Genomic DNA, 19,969 nt, shown 5'->3' with positions numbered 1-19,969 from the left:
TCATGCCAATTAGGCAGCATAGACCCAATAATCTAAAAATCTATAGTCATGCATATCTTCTCCAACCAACGAGGTATGTATGACCCGCACATGGTTTATCACCGGCACGTCTTCCGGTCTTGGTCTGGAAATGACCAAAATCCTGCTCGCGCGTGGCGACACAGTCATTGCAACAGTTCGTAAACCCGGCATTCTCACCGACCTGATCGCCCAATATGGGGATCGGTTAGATGTGATGCAGCTTGATGTCACCGATACGGCGCAAATCCGTGACGTGATCAACCAGGCATTTGCCCGATATCGCACAATTGACGTCATCGTTAACAATGCCGGTTATGGCCTGTTTGGTGCTGCCGAGGAACTTGGCGATGATCAAATCGTTCATCAGATCAACACCAACATTATCGGGTCAATCCAGGTGATTCGCGCGGCCCTGCCGCACTTACGTGCGCAAAAACACGGCCGTATTTTACAGGTATCATCCGAAGGCGGACAAATCGCCTATCCTAATTTCAGCTTGTATCATACCACCAAATGGGGAATTGAAGGCTTTGTCGAAGCCGTCCGGCAGGAGGTTTCAGGTTTTGGCATCGACTTTACCATCATAGAACCCGGCCCCACCCAAACCGGCTTTGGGGATGGCCTTATCAGCCCACCCCCGTTAGATGCCTATAAGGGAACACCGGCCCATCAGGTTCGCGAGGCGATAGCCAATGGTGATTTCACCATCAAGGGTGATGCGGTAAATACAGCACAGGCGATGGTTAATGCCGTAGATGTAACACCTGCCCCGCTTCGTGTCACACTGGGCAGCACCGCCTATCACGCAATCCACGCAGCCTTGCACGAACGCCTTCGTAGCCTGGAGGCCCAAAAGGACATCGCCTTTTCTGCCGACCGCAGCGAAACACAACGCCCCTGACGATTTTGATACCGGATAGACACGTCAAACAAAGTGACATGAGCAGACTGTAAAACAGGCGATATTCACCATCACGATACGTTCTGACCATATCTGCCCTGCGACAAGACAACAAAAAGGGCCGCTATCCTTATCGGATAGCGGCCCTTTTATTGTGACATTGCTGTCAGATCAGTTGGTCAAAGCAGCAATCTGCGCGGCAGCAATTTCGACTTCACGTTCGGCATTTGCCTTCTCGTGATGCGATTTTGCAGCATCAAATGCGGCCTTCGCAGCTTCCAGACGGGTCTGGGCAGCGTCAGCTTTGATGTCGGCCACCGAAATCGCTTCTTCGGCCAGAATGGTGCAACGCTCGGGGTTAACCTCTGCTACACCGCCAGCCACAAAAATGCGTTCCGAAACCTTGCCACCTTTGTAGATGTCAATGACGCCCGGACGAATGGTCGAGATCAGCGGTGCATGCTTGGGCAGCACACCAAAGTTCCCTTCCGTGCCCGGAACAACAACCATCTCGACCGGCTCGGATTTGAGCAGGGCAGACGGTGAAACAAGTTCCAGTACAGTCGTATCAGTCATGACAGTCCTCGCTCCTTACCCGGAGGGGGACCGAAACCGCCTTAGGCAGCTTCGGCCATCTTCTTGGCTTTTTCGATAGCTTCTTCGATGGTGCCGACCATGTAGAATGCCTGTTCAGGCAGATGGTCATATTCACCAGCGCAGATAGCGGCGAATGCCTTGAGGGTGTCTTCAAGCTGAACGAACACGCCCGGCGTACCGGTAAACACTTCTGCAACGTGGAACGGCTGGGAAAGGAAACGCTGGATCTTACGGGCACGGGCCACAACCAGTTTGTCTTCTTCCGACAGTTCGTCCATGCCGAGAATTGCGATGATGTCCTGAAGACCTTTGTAGGTCTGCAAAACACGCTGCACTTCACGGGCCGTTTTATAGTGCAAGTCACCAACAACACCCGGATCAAGCGCACGCGAGGTGGAGTCAAGCGGGTCCACAGCCGGGTAGATGCCAAGTTCGGCAATCTGACGGTTCAGCGTGGTGGTCGCATCAAGGTGAGCAAACGATGTTGCAGGCGCCGGGTCAGTCAAGTCATCGGCAGGGACGTAAATGGCCTGGACCGAGGTAATAGAACCTTTTTTGGTCGAGGTAATACGTTCCTGAAGGGCACCCATGTCGGTTGCCAGCGTCGGCTGATAGCCCACAGCTGACGGAATACGACCGAGCAATGCCGACACTTCCGAACCCGCCTGGGTGAAACGGAAAATGTTATCGACGAAGAACAGCACGTCCTGGCCTTCTTCATCACGGAAATATTCCGCGAGGGTCAGACCGGTCAGAGCAACACGGGCACGGGCTCCGGGGGGCTCGTTCATCTGGCCGTACACAAGTGCGGCTTTTGACGACCCTTCGAGGTTGATAACGCCCGAGTCCATCATTTCGTGATACAAATCGTTGCCTTCACGGGTACGTTCACCCACGCCGGCAAAAACCGAATAACCGCCATGGCCTTTGGCCACGTTGTTGATCAGTTCCATGATGAGAACGGTTTTACCCACGCCCGCACCACCGAACAAACCAATTTTACCACCCTTGGTGTACGGCGCAATCAGGTCGATGACCTTGATGCCCGTAACAAGGATTTCGGTTTCGGTCGACTGATCCACGAAAGACGGTGCTTCGCGGTGGATCGGCAGTTTCATCTTGGCATTGACCGGACCACGTTCGTCAACCGGCTCGCCGATGACGTTAAGGATACGACCAAGTGTTTCCGGTCCGACCGGAACCAGGATCGCATCACCGGTATCGATGACTTCCTGACCGCGACGCAGACCTTCGGTGGTGTCCATAGCAATCGTACGGACTGCACTTTCACCAAGATGCTGTGCAACTTCGAGAACCAGACGCTGCCCGTTGTTGTCAACTGTCAGCGCGTTCAGAATGGGCGGCAGTTCGCCGTCGAATTTAACGTCGACGACGGCGCCCATTACCTGGGAAATTTTCCCCGCCTTCTTGTTCGCCATAGGTATTGTCTCCTGCTCGGACAAATCTATCCGTTAGTTCCTGCGACCCGCTTACAAAGCCTCGGCGCCGGAAATGATTTCAATCAGTTCGTTGGTGATCTGGGCCTGACGTGAGCGGTTATACTGAATGCTCAGTCGGTCGATCATATCGCCGGCATTGCGGGTTGCGTTATCCATAGCGGACATTCGCGCACCGTGCTCGGAAGCACTGCTTTCCAGCATCGCCCCGAAAATCTGGACGCCGACATTACGCGGCAGCAAATCAGCCAGGATGGCTTCTTCCGACGGTTCATATTCGTAAACCGCAGAAGCACCGGTTCCGGCAGTTTCCGGTTCGTCTTTGGCAGCTTCCGCTGCAAAGGGAACCAGCTGCTGTTCGGTAACAATCTGTGAAATCGCCGACACGAATTTGTTGTAAAACATCGTGCAAACGTCGAATTCACCTGCTTCGAACATTTCCAGAATTTTGTCAGCTACCGAAGTCGCCTCGGAGAAGTTAATCCCCTTCTTGCCTTCGATACCGGTATAGCGCGCAACAATCGCATCGCCGTGTTCGCGTTTGAGGGCATCTGCCGCCTTACGACCAACACAAATGATTTTAACTGTCTTGCCTTCGGCTTTCAGCGCCCTGATCTTGAGACGCGCAGCCTTGACAATAGAAGCGTTGAAACCACCGCACAAACCGCGATCAGCCGTAAAAACAACAAGCAAATGCACGTCGTTTTTGCCGGTCCCGGCCATCAGTTTCGGCGCCCCTTGCGAGCTACCAACCGCAGCTGCAAGCCGACCCAGCATCGTCCCCATGCGATCAGCATAGGGACGGGCTGCCTCGGCAGCATCCTGCGAGCGACGGAGCTTGGACGCGGCCACCATCTTCATCGCCGAAGTAATTTTCTTCGTCGATTTGACGCTGGCAATGCGCGAGCGCAAGTCCTTCAAACTAGCCATTGCGTTTCCTCCTTCGCCTAAAGTTCAGACTTTTACGCGAAGGTTTTCGCGAACTTGTCGAGGAACGCTTTCAGTTTAGCTTCGGTATCAGCCGACAGAACTTTCTCGTTGCGGATCGCATCAAGAATATCTGCGCCAGCCGAACCGACTTCGGAAAGAAGCTGTTCTTCAAAAGCGCGGATTTTCGGGATGGCGATGCCGTCGAGATAGCCCTTAACACCGGCATAAATCACGACAACCTGTTCTTCGACCTTCAGCGGCGAATATTGCGGCTGCTTGAGCAGCTCGGTCAGACGCGCACCACGTGCCAGAAGCTTCTGGGTTGCCGGATCAAGATCCGATGCAAACTGGGCAAAAGATTCCATTTCACGGTACTGGGCAAGTTCCAGCTTGATCGAACCGGCAACCTGTTTCATTGCCTTGATCTGGGCTGAAGACCCCACACGTGAAACCGACAGACCAACGTTCACAGCCGGGCGTACGCCCTTATAGAACAGGTCGGTTTCAAGGAAGATCTGACCATCGGTGATCGAGATAACGTTGGTCGGAATAAAGGCCGACACGTCGTTACCCTGGGTTTCAATAACCGGCAAAGCGGTCAGGGAACCAGCACCGTTTTCGTCATTCATTTTCGCCGCACGTTCCAGCAAGCGGGAGTGCAGATAGAAAACGTCGCCCGGGAATGCTTCACGTCCCGGCGGACGGCGAAGCAGCAAGGACATCTGACGATAGGCAACAGCCTGTTTGGTCAAGTCATCATAAAAGATGGTGGCATGCATGCCGTTGTCGCGGAAATATTCGCCCATGGCGCAAGCAACAAACGGAGCCAGGAACTGCATCGGTGCCGGATCGGAAGCGGTCGCGGCAACAATGATGGTGTTTTCCATCGCGCCACGTTCTTCCAGGGTTTTAACAACCTGGGCAACGGTCGAACGTTTCTGACCGATAGCAACATAGATGCAGAACATCTTGTCGCTGTCTGAAGCAGCGGCATCGTTGACCGGCTTCTGGTTCAGAATGGTATCGACGATGATCGCGGTTTTACCGGTCTGACGGTCACCAATGATCAGCTCGCGCTGGCCACGCCCGATCGGGATCAGCGAGTCAATTGACTTGATGCCGGTCTGGACAGGTTCGTGAACCGATTTACGCGGGATAATGCCCGGTGCCTTGACGTCGGCAAGACGACGCTGGGTCGTTTTGATTTCGCCCTTGCCATCAATCGGATTGCCAAGTGCGTCAACAACGCGCCCCAGCAGTTCCTTGCCAACCGGCACGTCAACGATGGAACCGGTACGCTTTACCTGGTCGCCTTCTTTAATCGTGCGGTCAGAACCGAAAATAACGATACCGACATTGTCTTCTTCAAGGTTCAGGGCCATGCCCTTAATCCCGCCGGGGAAGTCTACCAGCTCACCAGCCTGAACATTGTCAAGGCCGTGAACACGGGCAATACCGTCACCAACAGAAAGAACCTGACCGACTTCGGCCACTTCGGCTTCAGCGCCAAAATTGGCAATCTGATCCTTGAGAATAGCGGAGATCTCCGCGGCGCGGATTTCCATCACGCAACCCCTTTCATAGCGAGCTCGAGCTTCTGCAATTTGGTACGAAGCGAGGCATCAAAAACCCGGGAACCGACCTTGACGACAAGGCCGCCAAGAACCGCCGGATCGACATTCAGGTCCACCTTGACAGTGGCACCGACTACTTCCTTAAGAGCGCCGGTTACGGCTTCGATCTGCTCGTCCTTCAACGCGGTAGCAGAAGTCACCTGTGCGGTTACTTCCCCACGATGCGCGGAGAGCATGGAAAGGTAGGCTTTGATTACGCCCGGCAGGACGAACAGGCGCCGTTTCTGACACAGAAGGCCAACCGTCTTCTTGGTCAACTCGGAAGCCCCGAGTTTATCAAGAATGGCTGCCATAGCATTGGCCTGCACGTCCCGGGAAATCACGGGACTACGGAGCACATTACGCAGATCATCGCTTTCGACGATGGCCTGGTCGAGCAATTCAAGATCGCCTTTAACCACATCAAGCTGGTCAGCCGAATTGGCCAACTCAAACAGTGCAGTAGCATAACGTCCTTGCAGCCCGGTCGCGGCAGTATTTTGGGACACCGGTGAAAGCCCTCAATTCTGGTTATGAGAACGACTCGGATACATATAAAAAAATGATCCCCCGAAGAGATGGCCCTTCGGGAAGCGAGCGTTTGGTAGCACATGTCCCAGTAAGGAGCAACCCCCGCGCAACCGCAATTGTGACGAGTTTGGCAACTCGCGGCACTCTATGGGCATCATCCTTGAAAAATCGCGGCTTTTTGCGCCTTAGCCCGGCTTGCCTGCCCCTATGGAAACGGCCCTTTTTTACATGTCTAATGGTAAAAACACCGCGAATCTTGAAGATTCAGGCAAAATTAAGCCATCGCATCTGATCAACCGTGACGCAACTGTGAACCAGCACACAAGCAACCCAACCCAGAGGAGAAAACAAAACCGCCCACATGTCACTATTGGTCGATTCTTTTTTATCCTGGTAAACGCAATGTCGCCTGGCCGTCCTGTTGCCCGTCCCGGCCCGACAAACCAGTTCATATCGAACCCGCCATCGCGATCCAGCCAACAAGCCCCGGGCAAAGAGTTTCGACAAGGCTCAAACAGTCCTGCTCTTCTTCACAGCGCCTCCGGGCACATGCAAACCGGTTGATCAGATGTGCGATCCGGTTCCGTCGCCCTTGGCGCGCCACACGCGCCCCCGATTAATGACCATCTTGGCATCGGTCTGTTCATTCAGGTTTTGGTCAAACTGTTCTGCCAGCCGGTACAGCAAAATCATCACATCGGCACTTTCCTTGCCAATCTCGGCGATGTCACCGGCTTCAACCGCTTCGCGCAGTTCCTGCATTTCCATCATCGCCCGGTCTACCAGTGCAACCGGGTCGGCAACGGGACCAAACGTATCATCTGCCCAGCGGCAAATACTGGCCTGATTTTCTGTTGGCATGTTCCATCCTTACGTAAATTGTTATGCGAATAATCTGCAATCATATAAACTTATGCAAAAGGGGTAACCACCAAACTGGAGGACCAAATGGCACAAGGCAGGCATTCTGTCTGTCGCATCGTCTTCGGCCTGTTAATCGGGCTGATTGTGCTATTGCCATTCCGGGGCATGGCCCGTCCCCTGATTATCGAAGGCCTTAGTGAAGCACCGCTGAAATGGCAGGATAACGGGAAAATTCGCGGAATTGATATCGACATCATGAAAGCGGTTCTTGCCGAAATGCACATTACCGAATTTGAATTTCGTCTGGTCCCCAGTGGTAACCGCCTGCTTTATAATGCCCGCGTTGGCGAAAGCGACATTGTCCTGTCCCTGTCCCAATCCACCGAACGCCAGGAATTTCTGTATTACCCGAACGAAGCCCACCTGTTGCTGGACTGGCGCTTTGCTATTCGCAAAGAAGATCGCAACCGCATTTCATTTAATGACTTTAACGATCTGGCCAACCTGCATATCGGGGCTGCCGCGGGGTTTTCCTATACCCCGGCCTTTTGGAACAGCGGCCTGAATATAGAAACCGTTGCCAAAAACAACCTGCTGATCCCCATGTTATTGCGCGGCAGGTTTGATACTGTCCCGCTTAATTACATGACGTCGCTTTACGAGGCCCGCGAAGAAGGCATTGCCGACAAGCTGGTGTTTTTATATCCGCCCATTCGCCAGGCCGCCTATTATAATGTGTGGTCCAAAGCATCCACCTATGGCGGCAAACAGGATTTTCAAAAACGCTATGACGCCATCATTCGTAAATTGCAGCACGATGGCACCATCGCCGCCATTATCGAAAATTATCTTGGCCCGCTAAACGATCCCAACAGGCATTATTCCCAATAACAGCTAAACATGCCGCCCCTCCCAGACCTGCCGGGTCGGAACGGGCCACTACATAAAGCTATAAGGGTCAATATCAATCTGCACGCGGACACTGCCGGGCGTTTTGACCCTTGCCAGCCATTCCTGTATCACGGCCTGCACCTTTACCGATTTATCAGTCCGCAACAAAAACCGCCGCCGAAACCGCCCACGCAATAACGAAAGCGGGGCCGGGGCAGGCCCCAATACGACAATACCATCCCCGCGCGGGGCCACACGGCCAATGCGCCAGGCGGCTTCATCAACCTCGTTTTCCTTTTTCCCCGATATAATCAGGGCGGCCAGCCTGCCATGCGGCGGCATACCGTATTTCATGCGTTCAGAAAGCTCGACCTGGTCAAACGCATCGCGGTCCCCCGCCGCAATCGCCTTGATCACGCGGTTGGTGGGGTCTGCCGTTTGCAACAAAACCGTACCGGGGCGCTCGCCGCGCCCGGCGCGCCCTGCCACCTGTGTAAGCAACTGATAACTGCGTTCTGCTGCGCGCAAATCCCCCCCGGCCAATCCAAGGTCCGCATCAATCACGCCCACCAGCGTCAGCATGGGAAAATGATACCCCTTGGCCAGAATTTGCGTTCCGATCAGCAAATCCACCTCGTGGTTATGCACCCGGTCCACCAATGCGGCGGCGGCCTTTGGTCCGGCAATATTATCAGATGTGGCGACTTCTATTTTCAAGTCAGGAAACGTCTGGATGGCTTCTTCATACAGCCGTTCCACGCCAGGGCCACAAGGAGCAAGTTTTTCCTCGGCACCGCAGGCCGGGCAGGTATCGGGGATTTTGGCGTTATAACCACAATGATGACATTGCAATTTACCCCATGCCCGATGTTCCACCAGCCACGCGGTGCAATTGGGGCATTGAAACCGGTGCCCGCAGGCCCGGCACAATGTAAGCGGAGCATACCCACGACGGTTCAGAAACAACATTGCCTGTTCACCAGCAGCAAATGTTTCGAGCAGTCGCTTATGCAGGGTCGGCGTAATCCAGCGTTGGCGTTCGGGTTTATCCACCCGGATATCGACAATTTCCACGCTGGGCAAAACGGCCACCCCGTGGCGTTGCCCCAACACCACCCGTTCGTAGCGGCCCGCATCGACATTGGCCAACGTTTCGAGCGAAGGTGTCGCCGATGCCAGAACAACCGGGAACCCGCCCAAATGCCCACGTGCCACCGCCATATCGCGGGCGTGGTAAATTACGCCATCTTCCTGCTTAAAGGCATGTTCGTGTTCTTCATCAACCACGATCAGCCCAAGGTTTTTATAGGGTAAAAACAGGGCGGAACGCGCGCCGACAACCAGTTGCGCGCCACCATCAGCCACGGCGCGCCAGGTTTCGCGCCGGCGCGCCTGCCCGACTTCCGAATGCCACAAGGCCGGTTCCACACCAAACCGGACGCGAAAACGCTGTAACCATTGCGCTGACAGGGCAATTTCAGGCAGCAGCACCATTACCTGCTGCCCCGATGCCAGGGCTGCCCGCACTGCTTCAAAATAAACTTCCGTCTTGCCCGAACCGGTAACACCATCAATCAGAATGGTTGAAAACCGGTTTGCTGCGACCTTTTCGCATAAAAAGTCAGCGGCCTTTTCCTGATCATCGGAAAGGTGGGGTCGACCGATTGTTAAATCCGGCGGACTAAAGGGCGACGGTGGTGCCACTTGCTCGCGCTTTACCAGCCCGGCATCGACCAGACCTTTTAAAACACTGGCCCCGGTTCCGGTTTCACGCAGGATATCGGCCTGATCGATAAAGGGATGATCGCGCAAAAAGCCTAAAATGCGTTTTCGCGCCGGCGTAATACGCACATTATGGTCCGACTCGGTAATACCCCGCGCCAAACCAAAGCGAAAAACAGGCTTTGGTGCGTCAAGAGCATCGCTTACACTCATGCCCATGCGCAAAACAGCCCCTTGCGGGCTTAGGGTATAGGCCGAAACCCAGTCAATAAATTTGCGCGCAACAGCGCCCATTGGCGGCACCGGCAGCACGCCATAAATTTCTCGCAGCTTGGCCGGGTCAACATCGCCTTTGGCCTCGCCCCACACAACACCACGCTGGGTTTGACGTCCCAACGGAATTTCGACAAAATCACCTGGCTCAATGTCCAGGCCTTCGGGAACCACATAGTCATACGGCCCCGCCAATGGCAGAGGGGGCAGCACCGACACAGTGCGTCGTTCAAACAGATTTCCCGTTATGGCCTTTGCGGCGCACATATATTATAAACCCCGTCACGATAGGCTGGCGTGATCCGAACCGTTCGCGGTACGGTTACCCGGCGCGAAACGGTCCCACAGCCAATAGCAGTAATCTGCGTAATCGAACAACGGTCTTCATCAGCAGGAATTACAATGAAGTTCTTCATCGACACCGCCGACATCGACGCCATCCGTGAACTTGCCAAATCTGGCCTGGTAGACGGCGTCACCACCAATCCGTCGCTGGTTGCCAAGGCTGGCCGCCCGTTTATCGACCTGATCAAGGAAATCTGCGACGTCGTAGACGGCCCGGTTAGCGCCGAAGTTGCCGCCACCGATTATGACACCATGGTCGCGGAAGGCCGCAAGCTGGCTGCGATTGCCGATAATGTCGTCGTCAAATTGCCGCTGACCCCGGACGGGCTTAAAGCCTGCCGTACCTTTACCGACGAAGGCATCAAAACCAACGTCACACTTTGCTTCTCGGTTGGTCAGGCCATTCTGGCTGCCAAAGCCGGTGCAACCTTTGTTTCGCCGTTTGTTGGCCGCCTTGACGATATCTCCAGCGATGGCATGCAGCTGATTGCTGATATTGTTGAAGTTTACAACAACTACCCGAACTGGGAAACTGAAGTCCTGGTCGCATCCGCACGCGGCCCGCAGCATGTTGTCGATTCGGCCCGTCTGGGTGCAGACGTCGTCACCATTCCGCCGCAGGTTCTGGGTCAGTTGTTCAAACACCCGCTGACCGAAAAAGGCCTGGAAACCTTCCTGGCCGATTGGCAGAAAACCGGTCAATCGATTCTTTAAGGCTTTTTAGCCCTGCAAAGAACTGACCTGTAAAAAGGATAGCGTTTTTACGCTGCCCTTAATCAGCATTTAACCCGGTTGCCTTCATTCTGGCAGCCGGGTTTTTTATATGACAACAAGATTGCCGGGACCAATGGAACAAACTGCTTTGCATGCCGAAGACATCGCAAAATATCTTGCGGACAACCCAGATTTTTTCAAACATCGCCACGAACTTCTCGACAGCCTGGAAATGCCGGTGCGCCATCATGGTTCGGGCGTTGCCGACATGCAGCAATATGTTGTCGAACGCCTGCGCGCCGAAAGCGACCGGTTGCGCGGCGCCACCAGCGAACTGATCAATATTTCCAAATCCAACCTTGAAACCCAGCAGCGCATTCACCGTGCCGTTCTGGCCCTGCTGAATGCCCGTGGTTTTGACACCTTTGTCGAAGCCCTGCAGGATCTGGTCCCCGACCTGCTGGATCTGGACTGCATCGCGATTTGTTTTGAAGAACATCCCGAAAACCCGATTCCGCGTTGTGGCGGCCGGGTTCGCCGCCTTACCCACGGTGCGGTTGATCAGGTTCTGGGCGAGGACCACGATGTCTGGCTTGTACCCGAACATGCGGGCGACGAAGCCATTTTTGGCCCCAAGGCCGATATCGTCAATTCAGCCGCCCTTGTGCGTCTGGCCCCGTTTTATGGCGACCCGGTCGGGCTGGTGGCCTTTGGTGTTGCTGAACCCGGTTATTTCAGCCCCGCCCAGGGCAATGATCTGATCATGTTCCTGTCGTCGGTAATTGAATTTGGTGTGCGGCGATGGCTGACAAACCCGGCATAACCCCGTCCAGCGCATTAACCGCCCTGTCGCTGCCGGTTGATACCCGCAAAGCGGTTGATAACTGGCTGCAATGGTTACGCAGTGAACGGCGTGCATCTGACCACACGACCGAAAACTATCTGGTCGATCTTTATGCCTTTCTGGCATTTGTCGACCAGCATCGCGGTGGCGCACCCGATATGGCAACGCTTCTGGCACTAACCCCGCGCGACTTTCGCAGTTGGCTGGCCCATCGTAACAATGCCAATATGGCAAAATCATCCACCGCGCGCGCCTTGTCGACATTGCGCAATTTTTACCGTTTTCTCGACCGCACGGGGCGCGGGCAAAATGCCGCCATCACCACCATTCGCAATCCGCGCCTGCCGCAATCAATACCCAAACCCCTGTCACCCGACGATGCCCTGGCCGTTATCGACAATGCCGGGGCCTTTCAGGATGAACCCTGGCTTGCCAAACGCAACCTTGCCCTGTTCACCCTACTATATGGTTGCGGCCTGCGTATCGCCGAGGCGCTGACCCTTAATGCCGATCAGCGCCCGCAAGGCACGTCACTTGTTATTACCGGCAAGGGCAACAAACAACGGCTGGTGCCGGTTTTGCCAGTGGTGATTGAGGCGATTGACGATTACATCGCGGCCTGCCCCTATGCGCCATCGGGAAAAGACCCGCTATTTTTAGGGGCACGGGGCAAGCGCCTGATCGCCCAGGTGGCCCAGCGCGAAATGCGCCGGATCCGCGCGTTACTTAACCTGCCCGAAACGGCAACACCGCACGCCATGCGCCACAGCTTTGCCACCCACCTTTTGGCCGGAGGCGGCGATTTACGTACCATTCAGCAACTGCTTGGCCATGTTTCACTGTCCACCACCCAGCGCTATACCTCGGTCGACAGCGAACGTTTAATGGCCGTTTACAAAGGGACGCATCCGCGCGCGTAAACTTTGCTGTGACCATAAAATGACCACCCCGCGCCGGGCAACTTCATGCCTTCACCTTGCAAATGCCATAAAATCAACAGTTTGACGAAACATTCCGGGGGCTAAAGCGTTGCATTGCCATGCGCATTCCCTGAACAGGAGTCTCCACCGTGAAACTGTTTCGTACCCGCCGGTTCGACCAGACCCAACGCCACCGCGAAGTTTACAGCATGTATGAACTGATTTATTCCGGCGTTGATCTGTTGGCTGCCATTGCCTTTATCGTTGGCAGTATCTTTTTCTTTTACCAGTCCCTGATGGAAGCTGGCACCTGGCTGTTTTTAATTGGCAGTATCTTTTTTGCCCTGCGCCCCAGTGTTCGTATGCTGCGTGAACTGCACCTTGCCGCCCTGTCACGCAATGAACCGGATGAAGCCGATGCCAGCCCCGGTTATCAGGGATAACGCGGTATTTCTCCGCCATTGATTAATCCCGGAAAATTTGCTTTTCATCAGGCAGCATTTTGCCATTACACTGCGCCAATAAATTGTTTTGGCACAGAAAGGCCATCTGATGATTCTTCGAAGCTCCGTCCCCTCGCCGTTTGGTCGCAAGGTCAAAATGGTGGCAAAATATCTTGGTGTATATAACGACCTGAGCGTTGAAACTGCCGACACCAACAACCCCGCCGACACCTTGCGCCAGCAAAACCCGCTGGGCAAAATTCCGATCCTGATTTTGGATGATGGCCGTAAATATTACGATTCGCGCGTGATTTGCGAATTTCTGGATTCCAAAGCCGATGGCCGCACCCTGTACCCAACCGAAAGCGACGCCCGCTGGGAAGCGCTAACCCTTCAGGCACTGGGCGATGGCATTGTCGATGCGTCAATCTTGCAGGTGTACGAAAAACGCATGCGCCCGGAAGAAAAACTTCATCAGGACTGGGTGGATTATCAGGCTGAAAAGGTCCGTCGCGCCCTTGACGAACTTGCCGCGACCCCGCCCGCCCTGGACGGTGACCTGACAATTGGCCATTTTGCCGTTGCCTGCGCGCTCGGCTATCTCGACTTGCGCTTTGATGGTGCATGGCGGGCCAAATACCCGGCCCTTGTCACCTGGCTGGATACTTTCCGCGATCTGGTTCCGGCCTTTGATGCGACCAGCCCCAACACCTGACAGGCCTGCACCTTGATCAACGGCTTAAACCACATCACCCTTGCGACACATGATGTCGTGCGCAGCTTCATCTTTTATACCGACATGCTGGGGGCAAGGCCCCTGGCACGTTGGGATAAAGGTGCCTATCTGTTGCTGGCTGATGTCTGGCTTTGCCTAAGCCTTGATCGTGATGCACCGCCGCCAGCGGCCAATTACACCCACATCGCCTTTGGCGTCAGGGATGAAAAATTCGCCGCGATGGTGGAAAAGTTGCAAAACGCGGGTGTTATTGAATGGAAAACAAACACCAGTGAAGGCGCGTCGTTTTATTTTCTCGATCCCGACGGCCACCGCCTGGAACTTCATGATGGCGACTGGCAAAGCCGCCTGGCCCATTATCGCCAAAACCCGCCGCCTGGCATGGTGTTTTACCCGGCTGCCGACACCAGTGCCGATATAAAACCTTCCCGCCCGCAAACGCCCCGATCGGAGAATTAAACGATGTCCCGTCTCAACAGTGTTATCCGCCGTCTGCAAGCCCAGCGCGATTGCCTGAATGCATCCGCTGTCATGATTGATGGCCTTGAAGGCATCGTTCTGGAAATTGGCCTTGGCAATGGCCGTACATTCGACCATCTGCGCGAAATTATGCCCGATCGCGAAATTTACGTGTTTGACCGCCAGATCAACGCCCACCCCAAATGCATCCCCGCCGATGACCATTTGTTTTTGGGTGATATTTTTGAAACCCTGCCCAAAGCAGTTGAAAAGTTCAAAGGCCGGGTTGCCCTGGTTCATTCCGATGTTGGCACCGGTGATGAAGACCTGAATGCAAAAATCGCATCCTTTATCGGCAATACCCTGCCCCCGGCCCTGATCAAAGGTGCCATTGTGGCATCGGACCAAAAAATCGATGTGCCGGGCACCATTGCCGAACCTCTGCCCGAAGGCGTACCGCAAGATCGATATTTCTTCCGCCGTTTTCAGGGGTAAAAACCATGAACAGAAACACGGAAATTGCCCCAACCGGCGCCACACTTGCCGAAGCCCTGGCATTTCTGGAAAAATATCCCGACGTTCAGGCAATTGATGTGTTTCTGACCGACTGCCACGGCATTGGTCGTGGCAAAACCATTCGCCGCCACGAGCTTGAAGGGCTTTTTACCAGTGGCCGTGCCCTGCCCATGTCCCTGTTCGGGCAGGATGTAGCGGGCATTGATGTTGATGCCTCCGGCCTTGTTTTAACCGGCGGGGGTGGCGACAAACGCTGCTGGCCCATTCCCGGCACACTGGGCTATTTGCCCCATGCCCATCGTGGGCAAGTGTTGATCACGATGTTTGACGACGATAACACCCCCGTCAAAGGCGAACCACGCCCGGCACTGGTCCATCAGATCAACCGCGCAAAAAAGTCCGGTTTTACGCCAATGGGGGCATTTGAACTGGAATTTTACCTGATCGACCCGCAACGCCTGCCCGATGGGCGCTTTCAACCTGCACCCTATGTGCTGACCAAACGCAGAAGCGGGCAGCGCAACACCATGTCGGTTGATGAACTTGACGAAATGTCACCTCTGTTTGATGCGATTTACGAAGGCGCAGCGCATTTGGGCCTGACACTGGAAACCCTGATTTCCGAATATGGACCGGGCCAATATGAACTGACCATTCGCTATCGTGACCTGCTTCATGCTGCGGATGACGTAATCATTGCCAAACGCCTGATTCGCACTTGCGCCCGTCGCTTCGGGATTGAAGCCTGCTTTATGCCCAAACCATTTGGCAATGAAGCCGGATCCGGGATGCATTTGCATCTCTCCCTTGCTGATCAGAACGGAAATAACCTGTTTGCCGACCAGCAGGACGGCACGCTAAGCCCCCTGATGCGAAACGCCATTGGCGGGTTGCGCCAAACGGTGGGCGACACCATGCTGGTGCTGGCCCCGTTTATGAACAGCTGGCGACGCTTTTCCTCCAGCGTTTATTCGCCCGCCTCCGATGACTGGGGCGTTGAAAACCGCAATGTCGCCATTCGTGTCCCCGGCCATCCCGGCAAAACCCGCCATTTTGAACATCGCGTTGCCGGGGTCGATGCCAACCCCTATATGGTTGCCGCCGTCACCCTTGCCGCCGCCCTTGACGGCATTGAAGCCAAGACCGACCCGGGGGCGCCCTGTATCGACGAAATGGATGCCACCAAAGCCCCCCACGATATGCCGCGTAGCTGGCTTGAAGCCATCGACCGGTTCGACCGATCCACCTTTACCCGCCATGCGCTGGGCGATTGCCTGCATACCGCCTTTGGCGCCATCAAACGCGCCGAATACGAACAAATGGCGTTGGAAGTGACCAGTGCAGAATGGGATCAGTATGGGTTTACGGTTTGAAATTAACCAAACCAATACCCCTTTTAAAATTCACTCATGCACCAAGCTATCTTGATCACAGCCGGAACCAATGGCAAAATTATTGACAATCGGGTCAATACTACTTACAAAAGACGTCGAGACGCATTTATGGAAACATATATGCTCTCTTTCCGAGACCCATGCCATGTGCATGGGTTTTCGTGTATCTGGGGGACGGGGCAGATTATGACGCTTTTCAATGTCTATCTTGACGAGTTTGGTCACATCGGCCCTTATCTTTCTCGGAAGCATCCAAAGTACAAAGAAAGCCCTGTTTTCGGGTTAGCCGGGTTTGTTATTCCGACCCACGAAATACGCGGCTTCAGTACCTGGTTCTACCAACAAAAATGCCGATTACTTGATTTTGAAATTAAACGCTCTCATGCACATCCTGCGACTTGGGAAAAGAAAGGATCAGCTCTTTACACGGTACATAATGTCGAAAAATACCGGGAACTGAGAAATTTCACCAACCGGCTATTCAATAAAATTGACCGGTTGGGAGGCCACTTGTTTTATGTCGGACTTCGAAAAACCTCTCCGATAGAAGAACATAATCCTAAAAGCCTTTACCTTGCTGTGCTTCGCGAAGCCATCAAACGTCTCAACAGCTTTTGCGAAGAAGATTGTCAGGACAGTGCGTTGTTCACCCTCATCATGGATGAGCATGAACAGCGGCTTCAATTTGTAACAGAAGCCGCTCGTGCAATGTTCAATAGTAATGAACCACGCAGATGCCTTGTTGAACCGCCTTTTCAAGTAGAAAGCCACCTGTACCAAACAGTACAGGCCGCAGACTGGATTGCGGGCCTCGTAGGACGTATGGGATGTCACTGGCAAGCTCATGAAGAATATCCGGATTTTGAAATATTTAGCACTTACTTCGAAACAAGACTGAACGCAGCCTCGGTCAGAAGCGGCATCAGATCGGATCCCAAAAATATACCGGGCTTCATCTCTGACGCCTCTTTGGACTAAACGCCCCATTCCCTTGCCATCCTCGATCAATAGCGATATTGAGGTTTCATACAGTCATTAACTTGCAACATCGGGTCCCGCTTCTTACTTCCCGGTTGCAACAAGGCGAGATGAGACAACGCCATGAACCAGATTACCACCATTGCCGAGGCGCGTGCCGGTGCAATGTCTGAAACCCAGATCGATCCGACGCTTGATCTTGAGGCGGAAATTCAGCGCCTGAAGAAAGAAAAAAACGCCATCATTCTGGCGCACTATTATCAGGATGGTGAAATTCAGGATCTGGCCGACTTTGTCGGTGATTCGCTGGATTTGTCGCGCAAGGCCGCGGCAACCGATGCTGATGTGATTGTGTTTTGCGGTGTGCGTTTTATGGCCGAGGTTGCCAAAATCCTCAGCCCGGAAAAAACTGTGCTGCTGCCCGACTCAAAGGCCGGCTGCTCGCTCGAAGATTCCTGCCAGCCCGAAGCCTTTCGCAAATTTCGCGAACAGCACCCTGACCATGTATCGATCACGTATATCAATTGCTCGGCCGAGGTAAAGGCAGCGTCTGATATTATCGTCACCTCGTCAAATGCGGCTGAGATCATCGACCAGATTCCGCTGGATCAGCCCATTTTATGGGCGCCGGACCGCCATCTTGGCAGCTACCTTGCCAAGAAAACCGGCCGGGATATGGTATTGTGGCAGGGATCATGCATTGTGCATGAGCAATTTTCAGAACGCGAATTGATCCGTTTGAAAACCCAGCATCCCGACGCCAAAATTGCCGCCCACCCGGAATGCCACGACGGCATTTTGCGCCATGCCGATCAGATCGGATCAACCCGCGCCATTCTGGAATATGTGATTGATGGCCCCGATCAGAAATTTCTGATCGCGACCGAACCCCACATCATCCACCAGATGGAAAAGGCTGCGCCGCATAAAACCTTTATTCCGGTGCCCGGTGCCGATGGCAGCTGTGCGTGCAACAATTGCCCGTTCATGGAACTTAATACGCTGGAAAAACTCTATCTTTGCCTGGTCAATAACGGCCCGCAGATCGTGATGCCCGAAGATTTGCGCCTTAATGCCGTCAAACCGCTTGAACGGATGCTGGAAATGTCGAAAGGCATTCCGCTGAAAAAAGAGGCCTCGGCCGAAAACGCCGCCTGATCACAAATATTCAGGCCCTGCACACTTGCTGCGGGGCCTGTTTTTTCTGCGCGTTTCATGCGCTTGCACGTTCCTGCCCGACATCCCCATCCAACAAACCGGCGCATCCCATGACTGAATTGACCCAAAGCGAAATTACCGATTTTATTGACCGTGCCTTTGCCGAAGATATCGGCACAGGCGACATCACGTCGGACAATGTCATCCCTGAAGATGCCCGCCTGCGCGTCGCGGTGGAAACCCGTGAAAGCATTGTGGTTGCCGGGCTGGATATTGCACTGGAATGTTTTCGCAAACTGGTACCCGATGCCAAAATCGAAAAGAAATGCAATGACGGCGATACATTGAACCCGAAATCGGTTCTTGCTGTAATTGAAGGCCCGGCGCGGGGCATTTTAACCGCCGAACGCACCGCCCTTAACACCTTGCAGCATCTGTCGGGCATTGCCACTACCACCTGCGCTTATGTACAGGCCATGGGGAAAACATCGGCCACACTGCTTGATACCCGCAAAACCCTGCCGGGATGGCGCAAGATGGAAAAATACGCCACCCGCATGGGCGGCGCGCAAAACCACCGTATGGGCCTGTATGATGGCGTCATGATCAAGGACAACCATATCGGCGTTGTCGGATCGATTACCAAATGTGTGGAAATGGCCAAAGCGGCCAACTTGCCCAAGATCGAAGTTGAATGCGATACCCTTGATCAGGTGCGCGAAGCGGTAGAAGCCGGCGCCGATATTGTCCTGCTTGATAATATGGAGCCCGATATGCTGCGCAAGGCCGTCGCGATCGTCGAGGGCCGCTGCAAAACCGAGGCATCGGGCGGTGTCCGGCTAGATACCATTGGCGACATTGCAGCAACCGGCGTGGACTATGTTTCCGTTGGCCGCATCACCCAAAGTGCGCCTGCCGTCGATATCGGGCTGGATGTTGCCATCCTGTAAAACCATATCTGGCGAAAACACCCGGAACTTTTGTAGCTTTCCTACAGAACGCTTGTTCGTGATATTTGCGAATTCATGGCGCCGAATACCTCACTAGGCATTCGTATAAGCCCACCCCCGACGGGGGTGGGAAATGGGTTAGGCACCCCATCCTGACTACAACTTAATTGCTGAAAAGGTTACTTCTTTTGCGTCATTAGCCGGAGAATCGGCACGCAAAACTATCTCAATGCAGCACCGGCGGGACAAACAAATGTCTCTTTAGTATAGCAACAAAATTCTCATTAAGGATAGCCATACCCTACTGTTAGCGAAAAATAAAATGTAGTTAATTATTTCAAATAATTTGAGCCGATCATAAACAAAAATTATTTCTCCTTAAATTTAAATTATTACTAAACCAAACATAACAAATTGATAATAAACGATAAAAATAAGAAAAATTATAAACCTACATTGAGATCCGGCTGCTTTTTAAGCGCCAATCTCCCTGCGTTAAATTAGATAAAAATAATGTATTTTTCGTTTGGCTATAAAATTTAACCATCCGTATAGCTTAACCACGAATGAAAAATAAGACTCATTCTCTCTACCCCCGATGATGCAAAATGCGCCCCACATACCTCGCTATAGTTATGGAATGGTGAAAACCAGGAGATTAACCTTTTACGGCTGAAAGGATAATTGCTGCAGGTAACTAACCCGTACAAGG

The 19,969-nt window shown here is 53.6% G+C and carries 20 protein-coding genes; 13 read left to right on the top strand and 7 right to left on the bottom strand.

The features are described 5' to 3' along the window. Positions 1 to 79: 79 nt before the first annotated feature. Positions 80 to 922 carry an SDR family oxidoreductase gene (locus THS27_RS04805; protein WP_085588413.1) on the top strand — a complete coding sequence of 281 codons (843 nt, stop codon included), beginning with the start codon at positions 80 to 82 and terminating at the stop codon, positions 920 to 922. A 171-nt stretch (positions 923 to 1,093) separates the two neighbouring features. On the opposite strand, the gene atpC is transcribed toward THS27_RS04805, so the two are convergent. From atpC to THS27_RS04775, 6 genes are all read right to left on the bottom strand, one after another. Then, positions 1,094 to 1,498: an ATP synthase F1 subunit epsilon gene (gene atpC / locus THS27_RS04800; protein ID WP_085588412.1), complete on the bottom strand. Its 405-nt coding sequence runs from the start codon at positions 1,496 to 1,498 to the stop codon at positions 1,094 to 1,096. 41 nt (positions 1,499 to 1,539) lie between these two features. Beyond that, a complete protein-coding gene (gene atpD, locus THS27_RS04795) occupies positions 1,540 to 2,958 on the bottom strand; it encodes a F0F1 ATP synthase subunit beta (RefSeq protein WP_085588410.1) in 1,419 nt (472 codons plus the stop codon). A 51-nt stretch (positions 2,959 to 3,009) separates the two neighbouring features. Next, positions 3,010 to 3,906, bottom strand: coding sequence for a F0F1 ATP synthase subunit gamma (locus THS27_RS04790; protein ID WP_085588408.1), 897 nt, complete (start codon positions 3,904 to 3,906; stop codon positions 3,010 to 3,012). A gap of 32 nt (positions 3,907 to 3,938) precedes the next feature. Beyond that, positions 3,939 to 5,471, bottom strand: a complete 1,533-nt coding sequence (atpA, locus tag THS27_RS04785) for a F0F1 ATP synthase subunit alpha (protein WP_085588406.1) — start codon at positions 5,469 to 5,471, stop codon at positions 3,939 to 3,941. Then, a complete protein-coding gene (locus tag THS27_RS04780; RefSeq protein ID WP_085588404.1) occupies positions 5,471 to 6,028 on the bottom strand; it encodes a F0F1 ATP synthase subunit delta in 558 nt (185 codons plus the stop codon). The genes atpA and THS27_RS04780 overlap by 1 nt, the downstream gene beginning before the upstream one ends. Positions 6,029 to 6,614: 586 nt before the next feature. Next, a complete protein-coding gene (locus THS27_RS04775) occupies positions 6,615 to 6,911 on the bottom strand; it encodes a nucleotide pyrophosphohydrolase (RefSeq protein ID WP_085588403.1) in 297 nt (98 codons plus the stop codon). 87 nt (positions 6,912 to 6,998) lie between these two features. Here THS27_RS04775 and THS27_RS04770 point away from each other — a divergent pair, with 87 nt between their 5' ends. Continuing rightward, on the top strand, positions 6,999 to 7,805 hold the full coding sequence (locus tag THS27_RS04770; protein ID WP_085588401.1) for an ABC transporter substrate-binding protein: 807 nt from the start codon (positions 6,999 to 7,001) through the stop codon (positions 7,803 to 7,805). Between the two features lie 48 nt (positions 7,806 to 7,853). Here THS27_RS04770 and THS27_RS04765 read toward each other — a convergent pair whose 3' ends face one another. After that, complete coding sequence (locus tag THS27_RS04765; protein ID WP_085588399.1) at positions 7,854 to 10,067, bottom strand: primosomal protein N'; 2,214 nt, start codon at positions 10,065 to 10,067, stop codon at positions 7,854 to 7,856. Between the two features lie 135 nt (positions 10,068 to 10,202). Here THS27_RS04765 and fsa point away from each other — a divergent pair, with 135 nt between their 5' ends. The 11 genes from fsa to nadC all read left to right on the top strand — a co-directional run bounded on the left by fsa (position 10,203) and on the right by nadC (position 19,257). Continuing rightward, positions 10,203 to 10,859, top strand: a complete 657-nt coding sequence (gene fsa, locus THS27_RS04760; protein ID WP_085588397.1) for a fructose-6-phosphate aldolase — start codon at positions 10,203 to 10,205, stop codon at positions 10,857 to 10,859. Between the two features lie 133 nt (positions 10,860 to 10,992). Further along, complete coding sequence (locus THS27_RS04755; protein WP_085588395.1) at positions 10,993 to 11,682, top strand: DUF484 family protein; 690 nt, start codon at positions 10,993 to 10,995, stop codon at positions 11,680 to 11,682. Further along, the gene (locus tag THS27_RS04750) at positions 11,661 to 12,623 is read left to right on the top strand and encodes a tyrosine recombinase XerC (protein ID WP_085588393.1); all 963 of its coding nucleotides are present in this window, start codon (positions 11,661 to 11,663) and stop codon (positions 12,621 to 12,623) included. The genes THS27_RS04755 and THS27_RS04750 overlap by 22 nt, the downstream gene beginning before the upstream one ends. Before the next feature lie 149 nt (positions 12,624 to 12,772). Further along, positions 12,773 to 13,066: a YrhK family protein gene (locus tag THS27_RS04745; RefSeq protein ID WP_085588391.1), complete on the top strand. Its 294-nt coding sequence runs from the start codon at positions 12,773 to 12,775 to the stop codon at positions 13,064 to 13,066. A gap of 109 nt (positions 13,067 to 13,175) precedes the next feature. Continuing rightward, the gene (locus THS27_RS04740; RefSeq protein ID WP_085588389.1) at positions 13,176 to 13,781 is read left to right on the top strand and encodes a glutathione S-transferase family protein; all 606 of its coding nucleotides are present in this window, start codon (positions 13,176 to 13,178) and stop codon (positions 13,779 to 13,781) included. A gap of 12 nt (positions 13,782 to 13,793) precedes the next feature. Then, positions 13,794 to 14,261 (top strand): fosfomycin resistance glutathione transferase, encoded by a 468-nt coding sequence (locus THS27_RS04735; RefSeq protein ID WP_085588387.1) that lies wholly within the window; start codon positions 13,794 to 13,796, stop codon positions 14,259 to 14,261. 3 nt (positions 14,262 to 14,264) lie between these two features. Then, complete coding sequence (locus THS27_RS04730; protein ID WP_085588385.1) at positions 14,265 to 14,756, top strand: class I SAM-dependent methyltransferase; 492 nt, start codon at positions 14,265 to 14,267, stop codon at positions 14,754 to 14,756. Positions 14,757 to 14,761: 5 nt separating this feature from the next. Next, positions 14,762 to 16,150: a glutamine synthetase family protein gene (locus THS27_RS04725; protein WP_085588382.1), complete on the top strand. Its 1,389-nt coding sequence runs from the start codon at positions 14,762 to 14,764 to the stop codon at positions 16,148 to 16,150. Between the two features lie 207 nt (positions 16,151 to 16,357). Further along, positions 16,358 to 17,149 carry a DUF3800 domain-containing protein gene (locus THS27_RS04720; RefSeq protein WP_085588380.1) on the top strand — a complete coding sequence of 264 codons (792 nt, stop codon included), beginning with the start codon at positions 16,358 to 16,360 and terminating at the stop codon, positions 17,147 to 17,149. 123 nt (positions 17,150 to 17,272) lie between these two features. Then, positions 17,273 to 18,307: a quinolinate synthase NadA gene (gene nadA, locus THS27_RS04715; protein WP_139835477.1), complete on the top strand. Its 1,035-nt coding sequence runs from the start codon at positions 17,273 to 17,275 to the stop codon at positions 18,305 to 18,307. A gap of 110 nt (positions 18,308 to 18,417) precedes the next feature. Beyond that, positions 18,418 to 19,257 carry a carboxylating nicotinate-nucleotide diphosphorylase gene (nadC, locus tag THS27_RS04710; RefSeq protein WP_085588379.1) on the top strand — a complete coding sequence of 280 codons (840 nt, stop codon included), beginning with the start codon at positions 18,418 to 18,420 and terminating at the stop codon, positions 19,255 to 19,257. Positions 19,258 to 19,969: the final 712 nt, after the last annotated feature.

Source organism: Thalassospira sp. MCCC 1A01428 (genome assembly GCF_002115825.1).
Taxonomy (GTDB): Bacteria; Pseudomonadota; Alphaproteobacteria; order Rhodospirillales; family Thalassospiraceae; genus Thalassospira.
The sequence above is the reverse complement of the archived record's forward strand: the minus strand, read 5'-3'. Positions and strand labels throughout refer to the sequence as shown.